The sequence below is a fragment of the Pseudacidovorax sp. DMC4 genome, assembly GCF_056314265.1.
Genome location: NZ_JBQUYR010000013.1, coordinates 24,848 through 47,040, shown reverse-complemented (window position 1 = coordinate 47,040; position 22,193 = coordinate 24,848). Strand labels below are relative to the sequence as shown.

Sequence of the window (22,193 nt, the reverse complement as noted above, 5' to 3'; positions counted from 1 at the left end):
CGGTCCAAGGGGTTGCAAAGGCCCGAGCCTTCGTCGATATTCGTCATTCGCGAATTGCGAACAAGGCGAGGCATGGAACTCAAACCACAGGATCTGCTCGTGCTGCTGAAGGTGGCGGCCAACCCCCCTCAACGCTGGACCTATGCGGCGCTGGGAGCGGCGCTGGCCATGAGCGCTTCGGAGGTCCACGCCTGTGTGCGACGCGCAACCGCCAGCGGTCTGGCCGTGGCGCCCGCACGAGGCGAATGGTCGCCAGTCCGGCCGAGCCTGCTGGAGTTCGTCGTGCATGGCGCACGCTATGTCTGGCCGGCCGCCCTGGGGCCGGCCAAGCGTGGCGTGCCGACTTCCTTCGGAACCGAGCCACTGGCCGGCACGTTGAGCGCCGCTGCAGGCGAGGCGCCGGTCTGGGCCCATCCCTCGGGCAGCAGCAAGGGCCCGACGCTGTCGCCCCTGTATCGGACGGCTCCCGAGGCAGCGCTGGCGGACCCTGCCTTGCACCGCCTGCTGGCACTTCTCGATGCACTGCGAGCAGGACGCGCGCGCGAGCGTGCGCTTGCCGCCCAGTTCATCGCGCGTGAATTGACCGGCCAAGAAAAGAGTGCCGATGCGCGCCACTGACCCGAACCTGCCGCACCTGCGCCGTATCGCCGAAGCACTGGGCGATCTGCGCGAACGCGTGGTCTTCGTCGGCGGTGCGGTGGCCGGGTTGCTGGTGACCGACCCGTTGGCCGAGGCGGTGCGCGCCACCCGTGACGTGGACGCGGTGATCCAGGCGGACTGGATCGGCTTCCACCACGTCGAGACGCAGGTGCAGCAGCTCGGCTTCGTGCGCGATGCTGGCAGCGAGGTGATCTGCCGATGGATACACAAGGCGTCGGGGCTGTTGTTCGATCTGATGCCGGTCGAGCCCGAAGTCCTTGGTTTTTCCAACCGCTGGTATCCCTATGCCGTGGCATCGGCAGAGCGGATTGACCTGGGCGCCGGCCTCACGATCCGGATGGTCAGCGCCGTGGCCTTCGTCGCCACCAAGCTCGAAGCCTTCGCCGATCGGGGTGGCGGCGACTTTCTGATGAGCCATGACCTGGAAGATGTCATGAACATCGTGGACGGCCGCGAGGAACTGATCCCCGAAATGGCAGTAGCGCCCGAGGCACTGCGGTCAGCCGTCGCCACCGCAGTGGCCAGGCTGCTGGCGCACCCGGACTTCGCCAATGTCCTTCCTGGACTGATCGCCGAGCCGGAGCGTGCGGAACTGGTCCTGGACCGGCTTCGGCGCCTTTCCCCATGAGCGAACTGCACGGACCGGCGGCGTCGCGGGCGCACTGCAGAGCCCAGGCCGATTCCGTGAATCCCTGTGACCGCTCTACCGCGGCAGAACCGAAACCCCGAACATCGACATGAGCTCCAAGACCATCCAAGAACCCGCCCGCACCCTCTCTGTTTTCGGCGAATGGGACGTCGTGGTCGTCGGCGGCGGCCCCGCCGGCATCGCGGCGGCGGTGAGCGCCGCGCGGCAGGGCGCCCGCACGCTGCTGGTGGAACGCTACGGCTTCCTCGGCGGCATGGGCACGGCCGGCGGGGTGACCAACTTCGCGGGCCTGTATGGCCGGCGCGGCGGCGAGATGCAGCTGCTGGTGCGCGGCGTGGCCGACGAGCTGCTGGCGCGCATCGACGCGCTGGGCGGCCTCAACCGGCCGCAGGACGGCATGCAGGGCCGCATCCGCGTGCGCTCCTACGACACCTCGGCCTACAAGTGCGCCGCCGACCAGTTGCTGGCCGACGCGGGCGTGGACCTGCTCTTCCATGCCTGGGCCGCGGCCGTGGTGATGGAGGGCACCCGCATCGCTGCGCTGGTGGTGGAGACCAAGTCGGGCCGGCAGGCCATCCGCGCTGCAGCCTTCGTCGACGCCAGCGGCGATGCCGACGTGGCGGCCTTCGCCGGTGTGCCCTTCGAGGTGGGTGACGGCCATGGCAGCGGGCTTTTTCCCACCACCATGTTCCGCGTGGGCCAGGTCGAGGCCGGACCGGCGCTGGAGGCGGTCGGCGAGTTCAAGGCCATCAACGACTGGATCGAGCGCGTCAAGGCCGCCAAGCCGGGCGAGTACCGCTTCGCGCGCGAGGGCGCGATCCTGCGGCCCAACATCGACCCGCGCGAATGGCGGGTCAACGTCACCCAGATCCGCAATGCCGAAGGCCGGGCGATGAACGGCGTGGATGCGCGCCAGCTGAGTGAAGGCGAGCTGGAGGGCCGGCGACAGATTGCCGAGTTCCATCGCTTCCTCAAGGCCGAGATCCCGGGCTTCGCGCAGTCGGCCATCGTGGAGATCGCACCCCAGGTGGGCATCCGCGAGACCCGGCGCATCCGCGGCCTCTACGCGCTGGCGGGCGAGGACATCCTGGGCTCGGCCCGATTCGACGATGTGATCGGGCTCAGCGCCTGGCCCATGGAGCTGCATGCCGATGGCCGCATCGAATGGGGCTTTCCGCGCGACGCCGACAACGCCTACCACCACCTCCCCTGGCGCATGCTGGTGCCCCACGGCGTGGACAACCTGCTGGTGGCCGGCCGCTGCGCCAGCATGACCCACGAGGGCCAGTCGGCCGCCCGCGCCAGCGGCGGCTGCTTCGCGATGGGCCAGGCGGCCGGAACTGCCGCAGCGCACCTCGGCGCGGGCCGCTTCGCCGACGTCGATGTGCCGGCGTTGCAGCAGCGCCTTCAGGCCGCTGGCGCGGACCTGGACGCGCCACGCGGCTGAGCGCGCAGTCGCGTCGGCTTCAGCGATACCCCGGCTCGCTGGAGTTGTGAATGATCCAGATCAGGTAGCCGCTCGTGAAGTCGCCCATGCCGCCGCCCGCGAAGATCAGCCGGCCCTGGCCCTTGTAGGTCATCTCGAAGCGGTGGCGGTCGCCGCCGAAGTAGAAGGGGATCCAGGCCTTGCCGGTCATGTAGGCGCCCTGGTCCGTGGGCGGGCCGATCAGGTCGGTGACCTGCCGCACGGGCATGCCGATCTGCAGCCGCGTGAACTTGCTGTTGGCGGCCGGGTTGCCGGTGATCTCGCCTTCGTAATCGTTGATGCCCTTGACGGTGATGCCGCTGCCGGATTCGACCTTGGACGAATCGACCACGTTGCCGTTGGCGTCCATGCCCGGCTTGCCAGCCCCACGGGTGCCCGAGCCCTTGGCGGATGACGCCGCCACGGGCGCCGGCGCGGCGGGGGCCGCAGCAGCCGGTGCCGGGGCCGGTGCAGCCGCACGCGCGGGGATGGGGGCCGGCGCAGCGGCCGCCACCTCGGCGCAACGGTCCAGCTCCAGCACCCGGTGCTTCGGCTTGGCCGTGACATGCACCGAACGCACCTTGGCGGTCACCGTGCCGCCCTTGAAGCCCCGCTCGGACGTCGCGCAGCGGAAGAAGATGCCGTCGTCGGCATCGACGGCATAGGCGCCTGCGGGAACGCCGCGTCCACTGGCGCGGGCGAGTTCCACCGAGACGGTCTCACCGACCAGGGCCTTGCGGATCTTGGCGGCGCTGCCGTCGTCGGCCGCATCGCGGATGGCGGCGTAATCCAGGCCGGGCAGCCTGGGCGGCGCCACGGGGGCGGGTGCCACGGCGGGCGCAGCGGCCGCGGCGGGTGTTGCAGCGCCCGGGGTGGCGGCACTGGCGGCATTGCCGCTGCTGGCGCTGTTGCCACTGGAGGCGCAGCCCGCGAGCAAGGCGGAGGCGGCAGCGGCGGCGAGCAGGGACAGGCGAAGTGTCGATGTCATCAGGAGTTCCCGTCTTTGGTGATGATGGGCCGGCGTCCTGCCTGCACGGAGGGCGCCAGTCTGCGGGTCATTGTGCCAACCCCCCATGGCTGGACGATGCCGGCCCGCGACGCCTATGCTGGCGCATGATCTCGCACGTCTTCCTGGGCACCAGCGACTTCGAGCGCGCGCTGGCCTTCTACCAGCCGCTGCTGGCCGCGCTGGGCCTGCAGCAGCGCTTCATCGAACGCGACCATCCCTGGGCCGGCTGGCAGCAGCCGGGCGTGGCGCGGCCCCTGCTGCTGCTGGGCCGTCCCTACGACGGCCAGGCGGCCAGCGCAGGCAACGGCGCGATGCTGGCCCTGCTGGCCGAAAGTCGCCGCCAGGTGGACGAGGTGCATGCGCTGGCCCTGCAACTGGGCGGCCGCTGCGAAGGCCCGCCTGGCCTGCGTCCGCACTACCACGCGCACTACTACGGCGCCTACTTCCGCGACCTCGACGGCAACAAGCTGGGCCTGGCCTGTCACACGCCCGAAGGGGGCGGCCCCATCCAGAGCCCCAGCACCCATTCGTCCACGTAGTGGTCCTGCGCGGCGCGCTTGTAGAAGCCGCGCAGCGTGCCCTCGTGCACGAAGCCCAGCGACTGGTAGAAGCGCAGTGCGCGCGGGTTGTCGCTTTCGGCGAAGAGCTCCACGCGCAGCGCGCCTTAGTCGCGCAGACGGGTGAGGGCATCGTCGATCATGGCGCGGCCCACGCCCTGGCCATGGTGGCGCGGGTCCACCGCCAGCGTGCCGAGCAGTGCGACATGACGCGCCCGTCCGGGGTAGCGCACGGCGCGGTAGAAGCCGGCCACCTGGCCCGCCACCTCCCACACGAAGAAGCAGCCCGAGGCGAGCAGTTCGTCGAACACCGGCTGGAAGGCCTCCAGCGGCATCGGCTCGTGCGTGAGGAAGGGCACCACGTCCGGGTGCATGTAGATCGCATGAACGGCGGCAAGGTCGGCGGGCGTGGCAGGTCGGCGCATGGCGGGATTGTGGCAACCCGCGTCACGGGCGTGGCTGCCCGCCGGCCCGGGCTTTGCTAACGTGAGGGGCTGCTCTGCTTCTGCCCCACGCCATGACCGACGCCCCCACCACCGCCTGCCTCGTCGAGGACCTTGTCACCCTCATGCGCATGGAGCCGCTGGGCGACGACCGCTTCCGCGCGCAGAGCGAGGACATCGGCACGCCGGCCGTCTTCGGCGGTCAGGTGCTGGGCCAGTCGCTCATGGCGGCCTGCCTGACGGTCGAGCCTGACCGGCCGGTGCACTCCATGCATGCCTACTTCCTGCTGCCGGGCGAGCATGCGCCCATCGACTACAGCGTGGACCGCGTGCGCGACGGCCGCAGCTTCACCACCCGTCACGTGCTGGCGCGGCAGTCGGGCCGCATCATCTTCGAGATGGCGGCCTCGTTCCAGACGCGCGACCGCGGCGTGGAGCACCAGCTGGCCATGCCCGAGGTGGCGCCGCCCGACGCGCTGCCCAGCGACCGCGAGCGCCGTCTGACCCTCGGCAACCGCCTGCCCGTGCCCTTCCGCGTGAAGGGCACGGCGCCCCACGGCATCGAGTTCCGCACCGTCGAGCAGGACGACCTGCTCGCCCCCCTGCCGCGCGAAGGCGGCAGCGCCGTCTGGATGCGCGCCGTGGCACCGCTGCCGGACGACCCCAACGTGCACCGCGCGCTGCTGGCCTATGCCTCGGACCACGGCCTGCTGCGCGCCGCCATGATTCCGCACGGCCTGAGCTTTCTCACCGGCCAGGTGCGCGCCGCCAGCCTGGACCATGCCATGTGGTTCCACCGCGACTTCCGCTTCGACGACTGGCTGCTGTACGTGATCGACTCGCCCAGCGCCGGCGGCGCGCGCGGACTGTGCCGCGGCAGCGTGTTCTCGCGCGACGGGCGGCTGGTGGCCTCCACCGCGCAGGAGGGCATGCTGCGGGTGCGCGAGCCGCGCGGCTGAAGCCCCGCCACCCCTCGCCTCCGTCGCAGCGCCTGCCCGCCTACACGCCCAGGTAGCGCGACCAGATGCTGCGGTCGGCATCCAGTGCCGCCGAGTCGCCCTGCCACACCACGCGGCCGCGCTCGAGCACCACATGCCGGTCGGCCAGGCCCAGCAGGCGGTCGATGTACTTGTCGACCACCAGCGTGGTCTGGCCGGCTTCTTTCAGCTGGCGCAGGCAGCGCCAGATCTCTTCGCGGATCACCGGCGCCAGGCCCTCGGTGGCCTCGTCCAGAATCAACAGGCGCGGGTTGGTCGACAGCGCCCGCGCGATGGCCAGCATCTGCTGCTCGCCGCCCGACAGCTGATGCCCCAGGTTGTCCGCGCGCTCGGCCAGGCGCGGGAAGAGCGTGTAGAGCTTCTCGAGCGTCCAGCCGTCGCGCAGGCCGTTGCGCTGGTCGGCGAAGGCCACCAGGTGCTCGCGCACCGTCAGGTTGGGAAAGCACTGGCGGCCCTCGGGCACGATGGCCACGCCCATTCGGGCGATGGCGTCGGGCCGGCGGCCGTGCACCGCCTCGCCGCCGAAGCGGATGCTGCCCCGGCGCAATGCCAGTGCGCCGATCAGCGTCTTGAGCGTGGTGCTCTTGCCCATGCCGTTGCGGCCCAGCAGCGTGAGCACCTGGCCATGGCGGATGTCGAGGTCGATGCCGAACAGCACCTGGCTGGCGCCGTAGCCGGCCTCCAGGCCGCGGGCTTCGAGCAGCAGGGTTGCGCCTTCGCTCATGCGTCCACCTCTTCCGTGCCCAGGTACACGGCCTGCACCTGCGGGTTGCCGCGGATGTCATCGACGCTGCCGGCCACGAGCACGCGGCCATAGACCAGCACCGAGATGCGGTCGGCCAGTTCGAAGACGGCCTTCATGTCGTGCTCGATCAGCAGGATCGCCATGTCGCGCTTGAGTTCGTGGATGAGGGCGGTCATCTGCTGCGAGTCCTCGGGACCCATACCGGCCATGGGCTCGTCCAGCAGCAGCAGCCTGGGGCGCGCGGCCAGGGCCAGCGCCACGTCGAGCTGGCGCTGCGCGCCATGCGGCAGCGTGCCGGCGATGCGGTCCAGCGCCTGCGACAGCCCGACGCGGGCGGCCAGCTCATCGGCCGTGGCGCGCAATGCCGCTTCGCGGTTGCGCTCACCCAGGAAGCGCAGGCTGCTGCCGGCATGCGCCTGCGCGGCCAGCAGCAGGTTCTCCATCACGGTGGACTGGCGGAAGATGCTGGTGATCTGGAAACAGCGCGAGAGGCCGGCGCGCACGCGGGCGTGCATCGGCAAGGGGGTGAGGTCCACGCCGTCCAGCCGCACCCGGCCGGCATCGGGCGCGATCAGGCCCGAGATCAGATTGACCAGCGTGGACTTGCCCGCGCCGTTGGGGCCGATCAGCGCATGGATCTGGCCGGCATCGACGGTGAGCGACACGTCGTCGGTGGCGCGCAGGGCGCCGAAGTTCTTGCGCAGGCCTTCGACCTCGAACAGGCTCATGTCGCGCTCCCTTCGACCACCGCGCCAGTGGCGGCAGACGTCGCGGTGCGCCGCCGCACCGGCAGGCGCAGGCCCGCCAGTCCGCGCGGCGCCAGGAAGACGATGGCGATCAACAGCAGCCCCAGCGGCAGGTGCCAGTATTCGGTGAAGCGGCGCACCAGCTCCTCCAGCCCGATCCACACCGCGGCGCCCACCGGGCCGCCCCAGCGATGGCCCACGCCGCCGATCACCACCATCACGATCAGCGTGGCCGACTGCGTCCAGTGCATGACCGAAGGGCTGACGAAGTTGTTGTGCGTGACCAGCAGCGCACCCGCCAGCCCGGCCACGGCACCGGCCAGCGCGAAGGCCACGAGCTTGAGCCGGAACACCGGATAGCCCATGGCCTGCATGCGCACCTCGTTGTCGCGCAGGCCCGTCAGTGCCTGGCCGAAGCGCGCCCGCGTGGCGCGGTTCATCAGCGTCATCACGGCCGCGAACAGCGCCAGCACCACCCAGTAGAAGGTGGGCTCGCTGGCAAGGTCGAGGCCCAGGCCCAGTTCCGGCCGCTGCATCAGGTTGTAGCCGTCGTCGCCGCCATAGGCGCGCAGCGACACGGCCGCAAAGTAGAGCATCTGCGCGAAGGCCAGCGTGATCATGATGAAGTACACGCCGCGCGTGCGCAGCGCCACCAGGCCCACCAGCGCGGCGACCCCGCCGGCCACCACCGCCGCGGCGGGCCACAGCAGCCAGGCCGACACCTGGCCCGCATCGGCCAGCGCCACCAGCGTGTAGGCGCCCACGCCCACGAAGCCCATGTGGCCCAGCGCCACCAGGCCGCCGAAGCCGAGGATGAAGTTCAGGCTGGCCGCGGCCAGCGCGAAGATCAGCACCCGGCGCACGAAGCTGACGTAGTAGTCCAGCCCCACCAGGGGCGCCAGCAGCGGAAAGGCCGCCAGCAGCGCCAGGGCGATCCAGGGGAATGCGCGTGCCATGCCGCTCACCCCCGCGCCGGGAACAGCCCGGTCGGCTTAACGGCCAGCACCACCGCCATCAGCGCATAGGTGGCCAGGCCCGCGATCAGCGGCCCCAGGTCCGACACCAGCGTGGGCGGCAGCACGCCGCGCAGCGCCATCGGCACGAAGGCGCGGCCGATGGTGTCCACCAGGCCGACCAGCATCGCCGCGACGAAGGCGCCGCGCACCGAGCCGATGCCGCCGATGACCAGCACCACCAGCGAGGGGATGAGGATCTCCTCGCCCATACCCACCTGCACCGCGGTGAGCGGTCCCATCAGCGCGCCGGCCAGCGCTGCGAGCGCGGCGCCCAGCAGGAAGACCAGCGAGAACACCCGGTCCACCCGCACGCCCATGAACTCGGCCATGGCGCGGTTGGAGGCGCCGGCCCGCACCAGCATGCCCATGCGCGTGTGGTTGACCAGCGCATACAGGCCCAGCGCCACCAGCACGCCGGCCGCGAGGATGACGAGGCGATAGGCCGGGTAGGGCAGCCCGGGCATCAGCTCGACGGCACCCGACAGCGCCTGCGGCGCCGAGGCCATGACCGGCGCCGGGCCCCAGATCATCTTGGCCACGTCGTCGGCCACCAGGATGACGCCGAAGGTGGCCAGCACCTGCGACAGGTGATCGCGCCCGTACAGGTGGCGCACCAGCAGCCATTCGAGCAGCACTGCCAGCACCACCACCAGCAGCACGGCCGAGGCCACCGCCATCACGAAGGAGCCGCTGGCCGTGTGCACAGTGGCGGCCACGTAGGCCCCGCCCATGAAGAGCGAGCCATGGGCCAGGTTCATCACGTCCATGATGCCGAACACCAGCGTGAGCCCCGCCGCCAGCAGGAAGAGCATCAGCCCGTAGCCCAGGCCGTTGAGCATCTGCTCGATGAAGAGGATGGGGGTCATCGCGGGCGCGCTGTCACTTCAATTTGCAGAGCTGGTGGTAGGCGTCGCGGTAGCCCTTGAGCGGCGTCGAGAGGGTCTTGTTGGTGATCCTGCCTTCGGCGTCCTTGCCGATCACGCGCAGGTAGTAGTCCTGGATCGGGAAGTTGTTGTTGCCGTACTTGAAGGGCCCGCGGATGGACTGGAAGTTGGCGGCCTTCAGCGCCTTGAGCACGGCCTCCTTGTTCTTCACCTCACCCTTCACGTCGCGGGTCGCGGCGTCCATGGCCAGGATGGCGTCGTAGGCCTGCGCGGCATAGAAGGTGGGGTAGCGCTTGTAGGCCTTGCGGAACTCGCTCACGAACTTCTGGTTGGCGGCGTTGGGCAGGTCGTGCGACCACTGCGAGGTGGAGAACAGGCCCAGCATGGGCTCGCCCACGGCGGCAATGGTGTCCTCGTCGGCCGAGGCGGGGTTGGTCACCAGCCGCACGTCCTTCGACAGGCCCGAGGCCACGAACTGCTTGATGAAGTTGATGCCCATGGCGCCGGGCAGGAAGAAGAACACCGCCTCGGGCTTGGCAGCGCGGATCTGCGCCAGCTCGGCCGCATAGTCCAGCTGGCCCACCTTGCCGTAGACCTCGGCCACCACCTGGCCCTTGTACAGGCGCTTGAAACCCGTCAGGTGGTCACGACCGGCGGGGTAGTTGGGCGCGAGGATGAACGCACTCTTCAGGCCCTGGTCGCTGGCCCATTGGCCGGCGGCCTCGTCCCAGGTGTCGTTCTGGTAGCTCTGGCCGAAGAAGTAGGGGTTGCACTGCGCGCCCGCATACTGGCTGGGGCCGGGGTTGCTGGTGATGAAGGGCACCTTGGCCGCGAACAGCGCCGGGCCCACGGCCAGCGCCACGTTCGAGGGCGTGGGGCCGGTGAAGAAGTCGACCTTGTTCTGCTGGATGAAGCGGTCGACGATCTGCTTGGCCTGGTCGGGGCTGCCCGCCGTGTCGGCCTGGATGAACTCGGCCGGGTAGCCGCCCAGCTTGTTGTCGAGCAGCTTGATGGCCAGGTTGATGGCGTCGCGCGTCTCGGCGCCGCCGGCCGCGAAGGGGCCGGAGATGTCCAGCGCCAGGCCGACCTTGATGGGGTCGGCGGCCAGGGCGGGCGTGGCGAAGGCCAGGGCCAGGGCGGCGGCCAGCAGCGGCCGGGTGCAAACGGGGGTCATGGGCTTCCTCTCCGGGGAATGCGTGAATGGATGGATGGCTGTCAGCAATCGGCATGCCATCGGGTCCGGCCCGATGGCGTCGCGCGCCTGCGGATCGATCAGATGGGCGTGGCCAGCAGCGTGAGGACGCGCGAGGTGTCGTACACCACGCGCCGCTGCGCAAAGCGCCAGCCCGCGGGCGTGCGCACGAGGCGATCGAGGTAGCGGCCGGCCTGGAAGATGAAGGACTCGCCGTTCGTGCGCGTCTGCACCACCACGTACGAGGACTCGGCCGTCACCGTCTGCGCATCCACCGGCGTGATCGCGAGGCCGCTGGTCATGTGGCGGTAGCTGTGCGACTCGTAGATGTTGGCGTGGCGCAGCGCCACCACGCGGTCGCGCAGCATGCCGGCATTGGTGCAGTGCACGAGGCCGATGGGCAGGCCCATGTCGGCGTTCTCCTTGGGCACGATCTCGTAGAGGCAGTCCTCGGTGAACAGGGCCGTCCAGTCCTCCAGCTGGTCGTTGTCCAGCAGGGCGCAGTAGCGCTCGTTCAGCTGGTGGATCTGGAACCAGAGGGCGATGTCGACGTCGGGCGCTGCGGCAGCCGCAGCGGTCTTGGGGGCTTCCATCACGGTGCTCATCTCAATACCCCATGAGTTTTTGGTAGCCCGTCCAGAACTTCCGGATCAGGTTCTCGGTGATCATGGTGTCCTCCCGGTTCGGGTCGGTGCGGCCCAGGTCGAGCACCGAGGTGGCGTCGGCATCGCGCGCGGTGCCGCGCTGCACCAGCTCAGTAGCCTCGGTGTCCTCCATCGAGATGAAGCCTGCCGGTCCCACCAGGTTGGCCTGCTTGATGCGCAGCGCGCGCAGCTCGGGCGTGTCGTCCTCGTAGCCGAAGAAGTGGAAGACCAGCTCGAACTCGCCCGGCGCCTTGGGCAGCACCTGCCGCGCCACCAGCGTGTTGTGGATCTGCTGCAGCACCAGCTGCGGAAAGATGGTCTGGATGTGGTTGGTGCAGTCTTCCTCGTACTCCGAGATGAAGCCGAGCACCGAGGCGTCCTCCAGGTGGAAACCGTCGTCCATCGAACGGATCGCCTGCTGCTTGTAGGCGGTGGCGGTGTCGGCCTCTTCCTCGATGTTGGTGGCGGTGATGATGCTGTGCAGGCCGTGCGTCCTGTCGGCCATCGAGCGCGCCTTCATGCCCACGCGGAAGATGTTGAAGGTGGTGTGGAACAGGTGCAGCAGGCTCGCGTGGTACGGGTCCTTGACGTTCTCGTAGTAGAGCTTCCAGTTGCTGCGCGCGTACTGGCGGGTGCAGCCGAGGTACACCACCTTCTTGTGCATCACGCGGTCCACCCACGGCCGCATCTGCTCGCCGATGTAGTCGGACAAGGTCGGCGCCTCGTCGCTGAAGCTGGCGAACACCAACCCTTTGTAGCTGTCCACGCGCAGCTTGCGCAGGCCGTGCGCCTTGTTGTCGAAGTCCGGCGGCATGCCCGGCGCGCCGTCGCGCCCGCGCTTGAAGGGAATGCCCTGCAGGTCGCCCTTGGCGCTGAAGCCCCACTGGTGGTAGACGCAGGTGTGCACCTTGGCATTGCCGCGCGCATTGCGGCAGACCATCGCGCCGCGGTGGGCGCAGCGGTTGACCCAGCAGGCCAGCTCGCCGTCGGGCGCGCGGGTCACCACCACGGGCGTGTCGCCGACGAAGGTGCTCTTGTAGTCGCCGGGGTTCGGGATCTCCGCCTCCAGCGCGACGAAGCTCCAGGTGGGGCCGCGGTAGATGCGCTCCTGCTCGCGCTCGAAGACCTCCTGCGAGCTGAACACGGCATAGGGCACGCGCGAGCCGTCGGCCTGCGGAAAGTGCACCACGCGCTGCTGCTGCTCGGCGGCTGCGGCCTGCAGTGCACCAGGATCGACCGGTTGATTCATGGCAAGAACTCCTTCCTTGTGCGGGCCCGGCCAGTGCCGGGCGTCATGGGCCGCATGGTCGAAGGCGCGGCGCGCGGCGGCTATCCGAATCGCGCGGATTCGGTGGCGCGGCTGTCCGGATCGCGCAGGACTTGCAGGTCCGCCGATGCCACAAACGGCTGGCGCGCTTCTTGCGCTGCATCAGGTCCTGATCGGAAGCCCCGCCAGACCATGCGTCCAGCCGCCGCCTCCCCTGTCGCCGACCCGCCCGCCTCCGGTGCCGCCTTCGCGCCGGGGCTGCTGCGTGCGCACCGCCTCTTCGAGTCCTCGGACCTGGACGACGCCCGCGAGCGCATCTCGCGCGTGATGCAGCCGCACCGGCTGCAGGCGCTGGAGCGCCCGCGCGGCGGGCGCTCGCACATGGACTTCGTGCGCGTGGGCGGCATTGGCCTGGGCACCATCCGCTTCGGCGAGACCACCCGAGTGGACGTATCCCCCGTGGAGGACTACCACCTGCTGATGTTCTGCCTGCAGGGCCATGCCGAGGTGCTGGCCGACGACCGGCCGCTGCAGGCCGATGGCCACCATGGCATGGTGTGCGCACCCGGCAGCCGCTTCCTGGCCGACCTGTCGCCCGACTGCGAGCAGTTCGTGCTGCGGCTGGACCGCCGCATGCTCGAATCGCACACCGGTCGCCCGCTACGCTTCGAGGCTGGGCTGGACCTGCAGCGCCCGGCCCTGCAGGCCTGGCGCGCCCAGCTGCACCTGCTGCTGAGTTCCGACGCCCTGATGCAGGCGGTGCAGGCCAGCCCCATCGTCGCGGCCGAGATGGAGCGCCTGCTGGTGCACCTGCTGCTCGCCGGCCAGCCCTGGACCGACGACGTGCCGCTGCGCATCGCGGCCCGGCCCGCGGGTGCCGGTGCGGGCCCCAGCCAGGCGGCCTGCGTGCGGCGCGCGGTGGCCCACATGGAATCGCATGCCGACGAACCCCTGCGCCTGGCCGACATCGCGGCGGCCGCCGGTGTATCGGTGCGCACGCTGCTCGACGCCTTCCGCCGCGTGCGCGACGAGAGCCCCATGCAGACCCTGCGCGACCTGCGGCTGGAGCGCGCCCGCCAGCGCCTGCGCGCGGGCGAGGACGGCATCACCGTCGCCGCCGTGGCGCTGGACTGCGGCTTCGCGCACCTGAGCCGCTTTGCGCAGGCCTACCGCCTGCGCTTCGGCGAGTCGCCCTCGGACACGCTGCGCGCCGCCGGCTGAGGCAGGCGGCGCGGGGCTGTTGCTGCGCCCCTCTCAGGCCCTGGCGCGCGCCGGCAGCAGCACGGCGGCGATGGCCACCATCAGCAAGGTCATGGCCAGCCAGTCCTGCCAGTAGATGGCCTCGCCCAGCCAGAGCGCGCTGCTGAGAACGCCCAGCACCGGGATCATCATCACGCTGAGGGTCGAGGCGACCGGCGGCAGGCCCCGGGCCAGCACGAACCAGGCGACGTGGGCGAAGCCGAAGATCACCACGGCGTTGTAGACGATGGCGCCCCACGCCCCGGGGCTGGGCATATGCCAGCCGGAACGCTCGGCCAGCGCCGACAGCCCGCCCATCACGATGGCCGTGAGCGTGGTCATCCAGAAGGACAGCGTCAGCGTGGGCACCGGCAGTTGCGTGCGCCGCAGCAGCTGCGTGCCCAGCGCCCAGGTGGCGGCAGCCCCCAGCGCCAGGGCCACGAAGCCCGGGCTGCCGGCCAGGCCGGTGAACTCGTGCCACAGCAGGAAGGTCACGCCCAATGCCGCGGCAGCAACGCCCATCCAGGCACGCGCCGACAGCCGGGTACTGAAGAGCATGGCGCCCAGGATGGCCGAGAACACCGGCATGGTGTAGCCCAGGATGGCCGCGCGTCCGCCCGACAGGTGGCGCAGCGCGATGATGATGCACACGTGCCAGACGAACATGTTGGTGGCCGACAGCCACAGCAGCTCGGGCCAGTGGCGACGCGGCACGCGGAAGGGCAGGCGCATCGCCCGCAGCACCACCGCCAGCACCGGCACGCCCAGCCACAGCGACATCGCGCGGAAGGTCAGGGGCGGCAGATCGGTCACCCCCACCTTCATGATCGGCCAGTTGATGCCCCAGGCGATGGTCAGCGGAATGAGCAGCGCCCATTGGCGGCGGGTGAGGGTCTCCATGGGCGGGCGATTGTGGACGTCCGCCGCCTCGGACGCCGGAGACCGGGTCAGAGCCCCCGCACTGCGGCGGGCCGCCGCCGCGCGCCAAAGCGCCCACCGAACATCACCACCCCCAGCGCCGCCACCACGCAGGCACTGCCCGCCCATTGCCAGGCCGTCACACCCTCGCCCAGCGTGAGCATGCCGGCCGCCAGGCCGATCACCGGCACGCCCAGGCTGAAGGGCGCCACACGGTTGGCGGGATGGCGCTTGAGCAGGCCGGTCCACATGGCATAGGCCACGATGGTGGCGAACCAGCCCAGGTAGGCCACGCCCAGCCAGCCGCCCAGGCTGGCGTGGCGCCACTGGTCGTGCGTGGCCGCGGGCTCGAAGAACCAGGCCATCAGGCCGAAGGGCAGGATGGGCACAAGCGACATCCACACCACGAACTGCAGCGGGTCGTAGCCCGGCTGCGCGGCCTGGGCCTTGCGCGCCACGATGTTGGAGGCGGCCCACATGAAGGCGCCGCCCAGGTTCAGCACCAGGCCCAGCACGGTGATGCCGGCCGTGCCACTGCCGCCCGCGAAGTTGAGGCCGAAGCACAGCAGGCCCACGGCCGCCAGCACCAGCCCAGCGCGCAGCGGCCCGGACAGCCGCTCGCCCAGCAGGGCCACGCCCAGCAGCGTGGTGAAGAAGACCTGCGTCTGCATCAGCACCGAGGCCAGGGCCGCCGTCATGCCCACCTGGAGCGCCACGAACAGCAGGCCGAACTGGCCCAGCTGCGCGAGGCCTGCCGGCACCAGCCAGCGCCAGGACAGGCGTGGCCGCGGCACGATGAAGACGAGCGGCAACACCGCGAACACGTAGCGGAAGAAGCCCAGCTGGAAGGGCGTGAAGTCGCGCAGCGAATACTTCATCGCCACGAAGTTGAGGCCCCAGATGACGACCACGCCCAGGGCGGCGAGCAGGTCCAGGCCGGCGAAGCTTTGCGCGGGGCGCGTCATGCGGCCTCCTTCACGGCGGCGGCGGCCTGCAGGCGTTGCGCCAGCTCGTGCGCCGGCAGGTGGCCGCGCAGGCCGATGGCGACCATCGTGTCGGCGATCTCCGGCGCGGTGCCGGGCGCGGCGCGCAGCGCGCCATGGCGGCCGGCAAACTGCAGCTCCACCAGGCCCGCATGCGCGTCGGTGCGCACCAGGCCCTTGAGGCGGAGCACGCCAGCCGGCATGGCCTTGAGCAGCGCACGCAGGGCCGGCGCATGGAAGACCGGCGCATCGCGCAGGGCCCAGGTCTCGAAGAGCTGGGCATGGTCCACGTCGCCGTGGTCGTGGTGAGCGTGCAGCGCGTCGGCGTCCCACGCGTCGTGCGCGGGCCGGTGGTGGTCCGCATGCACGTGGCCGTGCTCGCCACCGCAGGCCGCGCAGTGCGCGGCACCTTCGTCCGCCCGCGGCAGGCGCGGTGCCTGCAGCAGCGCGGACGGCACGCGGGCCTGCACGGTCTCGATGCGCGGCGTGGCTGGCCATTCGGCATCCAGCCATGCACGCAGGCCAGACAGCGCGGCTTCGTCGACCAGGTCGGTCTTGTTCAGCACCAGCAGGTCCGCCGCATCCAGCTGCCGCCGGATGCTGTCGGTCAGCAGCGGGTCCGCCGCCTGTTCGCGCAGCACGGTGGCATCGGCCAGCACCAGCACGGCGTCCAGCGCCAGCGCCGGATCGGCCAGGCCTACCTGCGCGATGCGCCAGGGGTCGGAGACGCCGCTGGCCTCGATCACGATGGCATCGGGCGGCTCGTGCCTTTCGATCAGGCCGATGAGCGCGGTGGTCAGGTCGTCGCCGATGGCGCAGCAGACGCAGCCGTTGGTCAGCTCGATGGCGCCGGCCTCTTCGCTGGCGATGAGCGCGCGGTCGATGTTGATGGCGCCGAAGTCGTTGACCAGCACGGCGATGCGCCGGTCGCCCGACTGCGCGAGCAGGTGGTTGAGCAGCGTGGTCTTGCCGGCGCCCAGGAAGCCGCCGATGACGGTGAGCGGGATGCGCGGCCTCATGCCTGCATCCCGCGCCGCCGCACGCACCCAGCAAGCCCCTTCACGCGGCCGCCTCGGTCGGCACGCCGCCGATCACCGTGCCGGCCACGCGCAGGTCCTTGAGCGCCTCGGGCGCGACGGCCAGCGGGCTCTCGTCCAGCACGCAGAAGTCGGCCCATTTGCCGACCTCGATGGAGCCGATGCGGTCGTCCAGGCCCAGGGTGTAGGCCGCGCCCTGGGTGATGGCCCACAGCGCCTCGGGCACGCCGATGCGCTCGGCCTCGCCCAGCACGCGGCCGCTCGACGTGAGCCGGTTGACGGCGCACCAGGCGGTGAACAGCGGCGCCAGCGGCGTGATGGGCGCGTCGGAATGGATGGCCAGCGGCACCCCGTGCGCCAGCGCGGTGGCGCAGGCGTCCATGCGGAAGGCGCGGTCGGGGCCCATGGTCTGGGCCAGATGCGCCTCGCCCCAGTAGTAGATGTGGTTGGCGAACAGGTTGGCGCACACGCCCAGCGTGGCCATGCGGCGGAACTGCGCCGCGTCGGCCATCTGGCAGTGCTGCAGCGTGTGGCGGTGGTCGGCGCGCGGGTGCGCGGCCAGGGCCTCCTCGATGCCGTCCAGCGCCAACTCGGTGGCCTCGTCACCGTTGGTGTGGATGTGCAGCTGGAAGCCCTGCGCATGGAAGTCGCGGATGGCGGCCTTGAGCTCCGCTGGCGGCAGGATCCAGATGCCGTTGGGCGCGCCGTTGTGATAGCCCGGCCAGCGCACACGGGCGGTGAAGCCCTGGATGGAGCCGTCGGCCACGATCTTGACCAGGCCGTAGTGCAGCTTGGCATTGCCTTCGGCCTCGGCCTGCCGCTGGCGGATGCGCGCGGCGCCCTGCGTGCGGTTGAGGCTGCCGTCCAGGCACAGGTAGGCCGGCACCAGCCGCACCGGAAAGCCGGGCTCGCCGGTGACCTGCATCATGGCCGCATGGTTGGGCTCGGCCAGGTCGTTGACCAGGTCGGTGGCGGTGGTCACGCCGGCCAGCCGCGCCATCTGCCCGAACAGGCGCAGGCTCTCCGGCGACGAACCGGTGATGCGGAAGATGTTGCCCACCAGCCGCGTGATGGGGAACATGGCCGCGAACTCCTGCAGCTCGCCGCTGGGCTCGCCGTCGGCGAACCGGGCGATGCCCTCGATGTCGGTGTCGCGGTCGATGCCGGCCGCGGCCAGTGCGGCGCGGTTGACGTTCATCAGGTGCTGGCTGGCATGCAGGATGACCACGGGCCGCGTGGTGGAGACCTGGTCCAGGTGCTCCACCGTCATGCGCTCGGTGCCGAAGAAGAGCGGATCGAAGCCCCAGGCCAGCAGCGGGGCCTTGGGGTCGGTGAGCGCAGCGTCAGCGGCGCGCAGGCGGGCGATCACCTCGTCGAAGTTGCGGCAGCCCTCCCACACGCGGCCGTCGGGCGAGGTGCGCGCATGGAAGCCGACGAAGCTGAACTTCCACAGCCCGCCGGCCATGAGGTGCGAATGGCCTTCGACCAGGCCGGGCATCAGCACCTGGTCGGCATAGCGCGTGTCGAGCGTGAAGTCGCCGAAGGCCTGCATGCGCGCCAGGTCGCCCACCCCCAGGATGCGCCCCTCGCGCACGGCCACATGCGTGGCCTGCGGCTGGCGCGGGTTCATGGTGAGGATCTGGCGGGCCTGGAAGACGGTGATGGGGGACATGGGGTCGTGGTGTCGGATGAAGGGCCAGGGCCGCTGTGCAGTGGCCACGGCGTGGAAATGTTCAGGTCGGCCTCGGGCTGCCTCAGGCGGCATCCGGCAGCGCCAGCGGCGGCACCGGCCGGCCCGCCTGCAGCGAGACCTTGTGGCAGGCCACCCAGTGGCCGGGCTGCACCTCGCGCAGCTGCTGCGGCTGGCCGCAGGCCGGCTCGGCCACCGGACAGCGGCCGGCGAAGCGGCAGCCCGCGGGCGGATCGAGCGGGCTGGGCGGATCGCCCACCAGCCGGATGCGCTGCGCCGCCCGCGCGCGGCCGCCGCGCACCGTGGGCACGGCCGACATCAGCGCCACGCTGTAGGGATGCAGCGGCTGGGCGAAGAAGGTGCGGCGCGGCGCGCGCTCCACGATCTGGCCGAGGTACATGACGGCGATCTCGTCACAGATGTGCTCGACCACCGCCATGTCGTGCGAGATGAACAGGTAGGTCAGGCCCAGCTCGCGCTGCAGCCGCGCCAGCAGGTTGAGGATCTGCGCGCGGATGGCGATGTCCAGCGCCGAGACCGGCTCGTCGCAGACCACCAGCTCCGGGTTGGTGGCCAGGGCGCGCGCAATGTTGACGCGCTGGCGCTGGCCGCCCGAGAACTGGTGCGGGAACAGGTGCTGCTGCTCGGGCCGCAGGCCGACGGCGTGGAAGAGTTCGTCCACGCGGGCGGCGCGCTCGGCGGGCGTGCCGATCTTCATCAGGTCCAGCGGCGCGCGCACCGCATCGCCCACGCGCTGGCGCGGGTTGAGCGAGGAATACGGGTCCTGGAAGACCATCTGCAGCCGGCTGCGCGCGCGGCGCAGGTTCTCGCCATTGAGCAGGCTCAGCTCGGTGGTGCCCAGGCGGATGCCGCCTTCGGTGATGGGCGCGAGCCGCATCACGGCCAGGGCGGTGGTGGTCTTGCCCGAGCCGGACTCGCCCACCACGGCCAGCGTGGTGCCGCGGCGCAGCTCGAAGCTCACGCCGTCCACCGCGCGCACCACACGGCCGCCGGCGCTCGGGAAATGCACCTTGAGGTCGGTGACGGACAGCAGCACCGGCGGCGGTGGCGTGACGGGAGCGGGCATGTTGGGGAAGGGAATGAGTTGGCTCATGGCAGCACCTGCGCGGGTCTTCAGGCGTGCGCCGCAGCGGCCTGCACCGGCGGGGCCGCGTCCGCCTCGGCCAGCAGCCAGCAGGCGGCGCCGTGGCCGGGCGCACCCTCGGCCTCGAACATGGGCGGCACCTCGGCCGCGCAGCGGGCATGGGCATGCGGGCAGCGCTCGCGGAAGGCGCAGCCCTGGCCCAGCTCCCACAGCGAGGGCACCACGCCGGGGATCTCGGCCAACTCGGTGCGCCCCTCGGCCTGGCTGCTGCCCAGCTCGGGCAGGCAGGCGATCAGGCCCTGCGTGTACGGGTGCTGCGGCGCGCCCAGCACGTCGTCCGCCCGGCCCTGCTCGATCACGCGACCGGCGTACATCACCATCACGCGGTCGGCCATCTCGGCCACGGCGCCCATGTCGTGGGTGATGAGCACGATGGCCGTGCCGCGCTCGCGCTGCAGCTCGCGCAGCAGGTCGAAGATCTGGGCCTGCACCGTCACGTCCAGCGCCGTGGTGGGCTCGTCGGCGATCAGGATGTCGGGCCGGCAGGCCAGGGCCATGGCGATCATCACGCGCTGGCGCATGCCACCGGAGAGCTGGTGCGGGTATTCGTCGACGCGGCGCTCGGGCGCGGGAATGCCCACCTGGCGCAGCATCTCGATGGCACGCGCATGGGCGGCGCGGCGGTCCAGCTGCGCATGCAGGCGCAGCGACTCGGCGATCTGCTCGCCCACGGTGTAGACCGGGTTGAGCGAGGTCATGGGCTCCTGGAAGATCATGGAGATGCGGTTGCCCCGCACCGCGCGCAGCCGCTCGGGCGTGGCGCTCACCAGGTCCTCGCCCTGGAAGCGCACCGCCCCGCCGGCCACACGGCCCGGCGGCTGCGGCACCAGGCCCAGGATGGCCAGGGCCGTCATGCTCTTGCCGCAGCCGGACTCGCCGACCACGCACAGCGTCTCGCCTGCGTGCACCTCGAAACTCACGCCGTTGAGCACCATCGCCTTGCCGCGGCGGGTGGCGAACTCGACACGCAGGTCGTCGACCTGGAGAAGGGCTTCGGTCATCTCAACGTTCTCTCAGCTTGGGGTTGAGGGCATCGTTGAGCCCATCGCCGATCAGGCTCACGGCCAGCACGGTCAGGAAGATCGCCACGCCGGGGATCGCCACCGCCCACCAGGCCGAAAGCACGTACTGCCGGCTGCTGCCGATCATCATTCCCCAGCTCATCAGGTTCGGATCGCCCAGGCCCAGGAAGGACAGGCCGGCCTCGAACAGGATGGCCGCACCCACCGCCAGCGTGGCCGAGACCACCAGCGGCGCGATGGTGTTGGGCAGGATCACCTTCCAGATCAGCCGCGCGTTGCCGGCGCCGATGGCGCGCTCGGCGCGCACGAACTCCAGGTCGCGCACCTTCATGAACTCGGCCCGCGTCAGCCGCGCGGTGCCCGGCCAGCTCACCAGGCCGATGGAGAGCACCACCGTCACCAGGCTGGGCGAGAACAGCGTGACCACGACCATGGCGAAGAGCAGCGCCGGCAGCACCTGGAAGAACTCGGTCACGCGCATCAGCAGCGCATCGACCCGGCCGCCATAGAAGCCGGCGAGCGCACCCAGCGTGACGCCGATGGTGACCGACAGCAGCGCAGCCACGGCCCCCACCAGCAGCGTTGCCCGGCCGCCGTAGAGCAGGGCGATGCCGACATCGCGGCCCAGCTGGTCGGTGCCCAGCCACACGTCCTCGGTGCCCGGCGGGCTGAGCGGCGCACCGCGGATCTCGAAGGGATCGGCCTGCACCAGCCACGGCCCGACGACCGCGACCAGCACGATGAGCGACAGCAGCACCAGCCCAGCCACCGCGGCCGGATTGCGCATGAACATGGCCAGCGCCTCGCGCGCGGGCGAGGGCGCGGCCGGCAGCGGCATGGCGGCCGGGGCGGGCTCGCCAGGGGAGATGGGAAGGGCGGACATCGCTTACTTGCTCTTGATTCGAGGGTCGATCAGGCGGTAGCAGAGATCGGTCAGCAGGTTCATCACCAGCACCACCACCGCCGACAGCAGCAGCACGCCCAGGATGGTCGGGTAGTCCCGCCGCAGCACCGACTCGTAGGCCAGGCGACCCAGGCCCGGCCAGTTGAAGACCGTCTCGACCAGGATGGCGCCTGCCAGCACGTTGCCGAACTGCAGGCCCAGCACCGTGACCACCGGCAGCACCGCATTGCGCAGCGCGTGCTTGTAGAGCACCACGCCCTCGGCCAGGCCCTTGGCGCGTGCGGTGCGGATGAAGTCGGCGCCCAGCACCTCCAGCATGCTGGCGCGGGCCAGCCGGCTGTACTGCGCCAGGTACACCATCGACAGCGTGAACATGGGCAGCACCAGGTGCCACAGCACGTCCACCACGCCGGCCAGGCCGCGGCCATCGCTGTCCACCGAGCGCATGTCCGATACCGGCAGGATCGGCCACACCGAGGCGAACAGGATCATCAGCATCATCCCGCTCCAGAACACCGGCGCCGCGAAGCCGACCAGCGAGAACACCGTGATCGCCTGCGACAGCCAGCCGTTGGGCTTGCGCGCGGCCAGCACGCCCAGCGCGGTGCCGATGAGAAAGGCGCAGACCACCGAACTGAGCACCAGCAGCAGCGTGGCCGGGATGCGCTCGGCAATCAGATCGACCACCGGGAGGTTGAAGATGTAGGACTGGCCCAGGTCCAGCCGGGCCACCCGCGTCAGGTAGATGCCCAGCTGCACCGGCAGCGGCCGGTCCAGGCCGTAGCTCTGGCGCAGCTCCGCCTTCAGTTCCTCGGACATGCCGCCGCTCATGCCGGCGATAGTCTCCACCGGATCGCCGGGCGCGGCATGCACCAGCGCGAAGTTGAGCACCACCACCGCCAGCACCAGGCCCAGGGCCTGGAGCAGCCGCGAGGCCAGGGGCTTCAGCAGCTTCATGGC

Annotated in this window: 24 protein-coding genes; 6 read left to right on the top strand and 18 right to left on the bottom strand. The window is 70.8% G+C overall.

Annotation, left to right across the window (positions count from 1 at the left end; genetic code table 11):
• The first annotated feature begins 72 nt into the window (after positions 1-72).
• From ACT54X_RS21930 to ACT54X_RS21920, 3 genes are all read left to right on the top strand, one after another.
• Positions 73-618, top strand: coding sequence for a hypothetical protein (locus ACT54X_RS21930; RefSeq protein ID WP_476348595.1), 546 nt, complete (start codon positions 73-75; stop codon positions 616-618).
• A complete protein-coding gene (locus tag ACT54X_RS21925) occupies positions 605-1,288 on the top strand; it encodes a hypothetical protein (RefSeq protein ID WP_476348593.1) in 684 nt (227 codons plus the stop codon). The genes ACT54X_RS21930 and ACT54X_RS21925 overlap by 14 nt, the downstream gene beginning before the upstream one ends.
• A 109-nt stretch (positions 1,289-1,397) precedes the next feature.
• Positions 1,398-2,756 (top strand): FAD-dependent oxidoreductase, encoded by a 1,359-nt coding sequence (locus tag ACT54X_RS21920; protein ID WP_476348591.1) that lies wholly within the window; start codon positions 1,398-1,400, stop codon positions 2,754-2,756.
• 19 nt (positions 2,757-2,775) lie between these two features.
• On the opposite strand, the gene ACT54X_RS21915 is transcribed toward ACT54X_RS21920, so the two are convergent.
• On the bottom strand, positions 2,776-3,762 hold the full coding sequence (locus ACT54X_RS21915) for a hypothetical protein (RefSeq protein WP_294366472.1): 987 nt from the start codon (positions 3,760-3,762) through the stop codon (positions 2,776-2,778).
• A gap of 125 nt (positions 3,763-3,887) precedes the next feature.
• On the opposite strand from ACT54X_RS21915, the gene ACT54X_RS21910 reads away from it, so the two are divergent.
• Positions 3,888-4,322 carry a VOC family protein gene (locus tag ACT54X_RS21910; RefSeq protein WP_476348589.1) on the top strand — a complete coding sequence of 145 codons (435 nt, stop codon included), beginning with the start codon at positions 3,888-3,890 and terminating at the stop codon, positions 4,320-4,322.
• Here ACT54X_RS21910 and ACT54X_RS21905 read toward each other — a convergent pair.
• Both ACT54X_RS21905 and ACT54X_RS21900 read right to left on the bottom strand, forming a co-directional pair.
• Complete coding sequence (locus tag ACT54X_RS21905) at positions 4,265-4,435, bottom strand: GNAT family N-acetyltransferase (protein ID WP_476348587.1); 171 nt, start codon at positions 4,433-4,435, stop codon at positions 4,265-4,267. The two genes, ACT54X_RS21910 and ACT54X_RS21905, sit on opposite strands and share 58 nt — an antisense overlap.
• 12 nt (positions 4,436-4,447) lie before the next feature.
• A complete protein-coding gene (locus ACT54X_RS21900; RefSeq protein ID WP_476348585.1) occupies positions 4,448-4,765 on the bottom strand; it encodes an N-acetyltransferase family protein in 318 nt (105 codons plus the stop codon).
• Positions 4,766-4,857: 92 nt separating this feature from the next.
• On the opposite strand from ACT54X_RS21900, the gene ACT54X_RS21895 reads away from it, so the two are divergent.
• Entirely contained in the window at positions 4,858-5,742 is an 885-nt protein-coding gene (locus ACT54X_RS21895; protein ID WP_476348583.1) for an acyl-CoA thioesterase, read from the top strand.
• 40 nt (positions 5,743-5,782) lie between these two features.
• On the opposite strand, the gene ACT54X_RS21890 is transcribed toward ACT54X_RS21895, so the two are convergent.
• The 7 genes from ACT54X_RS21890 to andAc form a co-directional block, all read right to left on the bottom strand.
• Positions 5,783-6,505 carry an ABC transporter ATP-binding protein gene (locus ACT54X_RS21890; protein WP_476348581.1) on the bottom strand — a complete coding sequence of 241 codons (723 nt, stop codon included), beginning with the start codon at positions 6,503-6,505 and terminating at the stop codon, positions 5,783-5,785.
• Positions 6,502-7,254, bottom strand: a complete 753-nt coding sequence (locus ACT54X_RS21885; protein WP_476348579.1) for an ABC transporter ATP-binding protein — start codon at positions 7,252-7,254, stop codon at positions 6,502-6,504. Before ACT54X_RS21885 ends, ACT54X_RS21890 begins: the two co-directional genes overlap by 4 nt.
• The gene (locus ACT54X_RS21880) at positions 7,251-8,228 is read right to left on the bottom strand and encodes a branched-chain amino acid ABC transporter permease (RefSeq protein ID WP_476348577.1); all 978 of its coding nucleotides are present in this window, start codon (positions 8,226-8,228) and stop codon (positions 7,251-7,253) included. Before ACT54X_RS21880 ends, ACT54X_RS21885 begins: the two co-directional genes overlap by 4 nt.
• A 5-nt stretch (positions 8,229-8,233) precedes the next feature.
• Positions 8,234-9,154, bottom strand: a complete 921-nt coding sequence (locus ACT54X_RS21875) for a branched-chain amino acid ABC transporter permease (protein WP_114801859.1) — start codon at positions 9,152-9,154, stop codon at positions 8,234-8,236.
• 13 nt (positions 9,155-9,167) lie between these two features.
• Complete coding sequence (locus ACT54X_RS21870; protein WP_476348575.1) at positions 9,168-10,346, bottom strand: ABC transporter substrate-binding protein; 1,179 nt, start codon at positions 10,344-10,346, stop codon at positions 9,168-9,170.
• A gap of 98 nt (positions 10,347-10,444) precedes the next feature.
• Positions 10,445-10,957, bottom strand: coding sequence for an anthranilate 1,2-dioxygenase small subunit AndAd (gene andAd, locus ACT54X_RS21865; RefSeq protein ID WP_476348573.1), 513 nt, complete (start codon positions 10,955-10,957; stop codon positions 10,445-10,447).
• 13 nt (positions 10,958-10,970) lie between these two features.
• A complete protein-coding gene (gene andAc / locus ACT54X_RS21860) occupies positions 10,971-12,257 on the bottom strand; it encodes an anthranilate 1,2-dioxygenase large subunit AndAc (RefSeq protein WP_294366453.1) in 1,287 nt (428 codons plus the stop codon).
• A 210-nt stretch (positions 12,258-12,467) separates the two neighbouring features.
• Between andAc and andR the strand changes: the two genes are divergently transcribed.
• A complete protein-coding gene (andR, locus tag ACT54X_RS21855) occupies positions 12,468-13,496 on the top strand; it encodes an anthranilate 1,2-dioxygenase regulatory protein AndR (protein ID WP_476348571.1) in 1,029 nt (342 codons plus the stop codon).
• A 33-nt stretch (positions 13,497-13,529) separates the two neighbouring features.
• Here the strand turns inward: andR and ACT54X_RS21850 are convergent, their stop codons facing one another.
• The 8 genes from ACT54X_RS21850 to ACT54X_RS21815 form a co-directional block, all read right to left on the bottom strand.
• Positions 13,530-14,414, bottom strand: coding sequence for a DMT family transporter (locus tag ACT54X_RS21850; RefSeq protein ID WP_476348569.1), 885 nt, complete (start codon positions 14,412-14,414; stop codon positions 13,530-13,532).
• 47 nt (positions 14,415-14,461) lie between these two features.
• Positions 14,462-15,397, bottom strand: a complete 936-nt coding sequence (locus ACT54X_RS21845; protein WP_476348567.1) for an EamA family transporter — start codon at positions 15,395-15,397, stop codon at positions 14,462-14,464.
• Positions 15,394-16,434 (bottom strand): CobW family GTP-binding protein, encoded by a 1,041-nt coding sequence (locus ACT54X_RS21840; protein ID WP_476348565.1) that lies wholly within the window; start codon positions 16,432-16,434, stop codon positions 15,394-15,396. The genes ACT54X_RS21845 and ACT54X_RS21840 overlap by 4 nt, the downstream gene beginning before the upstream one ends.
• A 40-nt stretch (positions 16,435-16,474) precedes the next feature.
• Positions 16,475-18,124 carry an amidohydrolase gene (locus ACT54X_RS21835; RefSeq protein WP_294366445.1) on the bottom strand — a complete coding sequence of 550 codons (1,650 nt, stop codon included), beginning with the start codon at positions 18,122-18,124 and terminating at the stop codon, positions 16,475-16,477.
• Between the two features lie 82 nt (positions 18,125-18,206).
• Positions 18,207-19,256 (bottom strand): ABC transporter ATP-binding protein, encoded by a 1,050-nt coding sequence (locus ACT54X_RS21830; RefSeq protein WP_476348562.1) that lies wholly within the window; start codon positions 19,254-19,256, stop codon positions 18,207-18,209.
• A gap of 20 nt (positions 19,257-19,276) precedes the next feature.
• Complete coding sequence (locus ACT54X_RS21825; protein ID WP_476348560.1) at positions 19,277-20,308, bottom strand: ABC transporter ATP-binding protein; 1,032 nt, start codon at positions 20,306-20,308, stop codon at positions 19,277-19,279.
• A 1-nt stretch (position 20,309) separates the two neighbouring features.
• On the bottom strand, positions 20,310-21,212 hold the full coding sequence (locus ACT54X_RS21820; RefSeq protein WP_017758606.1) for an ABC transporter permease: 903 nt from the start codon (positions 21,210-21,212) through the stop codon (positions 20,310-20,312).
• Positions 21,213-21,215: 3 nt separating this feature from the next.
• On the bottom strand, positions 21,216-22,190 hold the full coding sequence (locus ACT54X_RS21815; protein WP_476348558.1) for an ABC transporter permease: 975 nt from the start codon (positions 22,188-22,190) through the stop codon (positions 21,216-21,218).
• Positions 22,191-22,193 lie beyond the last annotated feature (3 nt).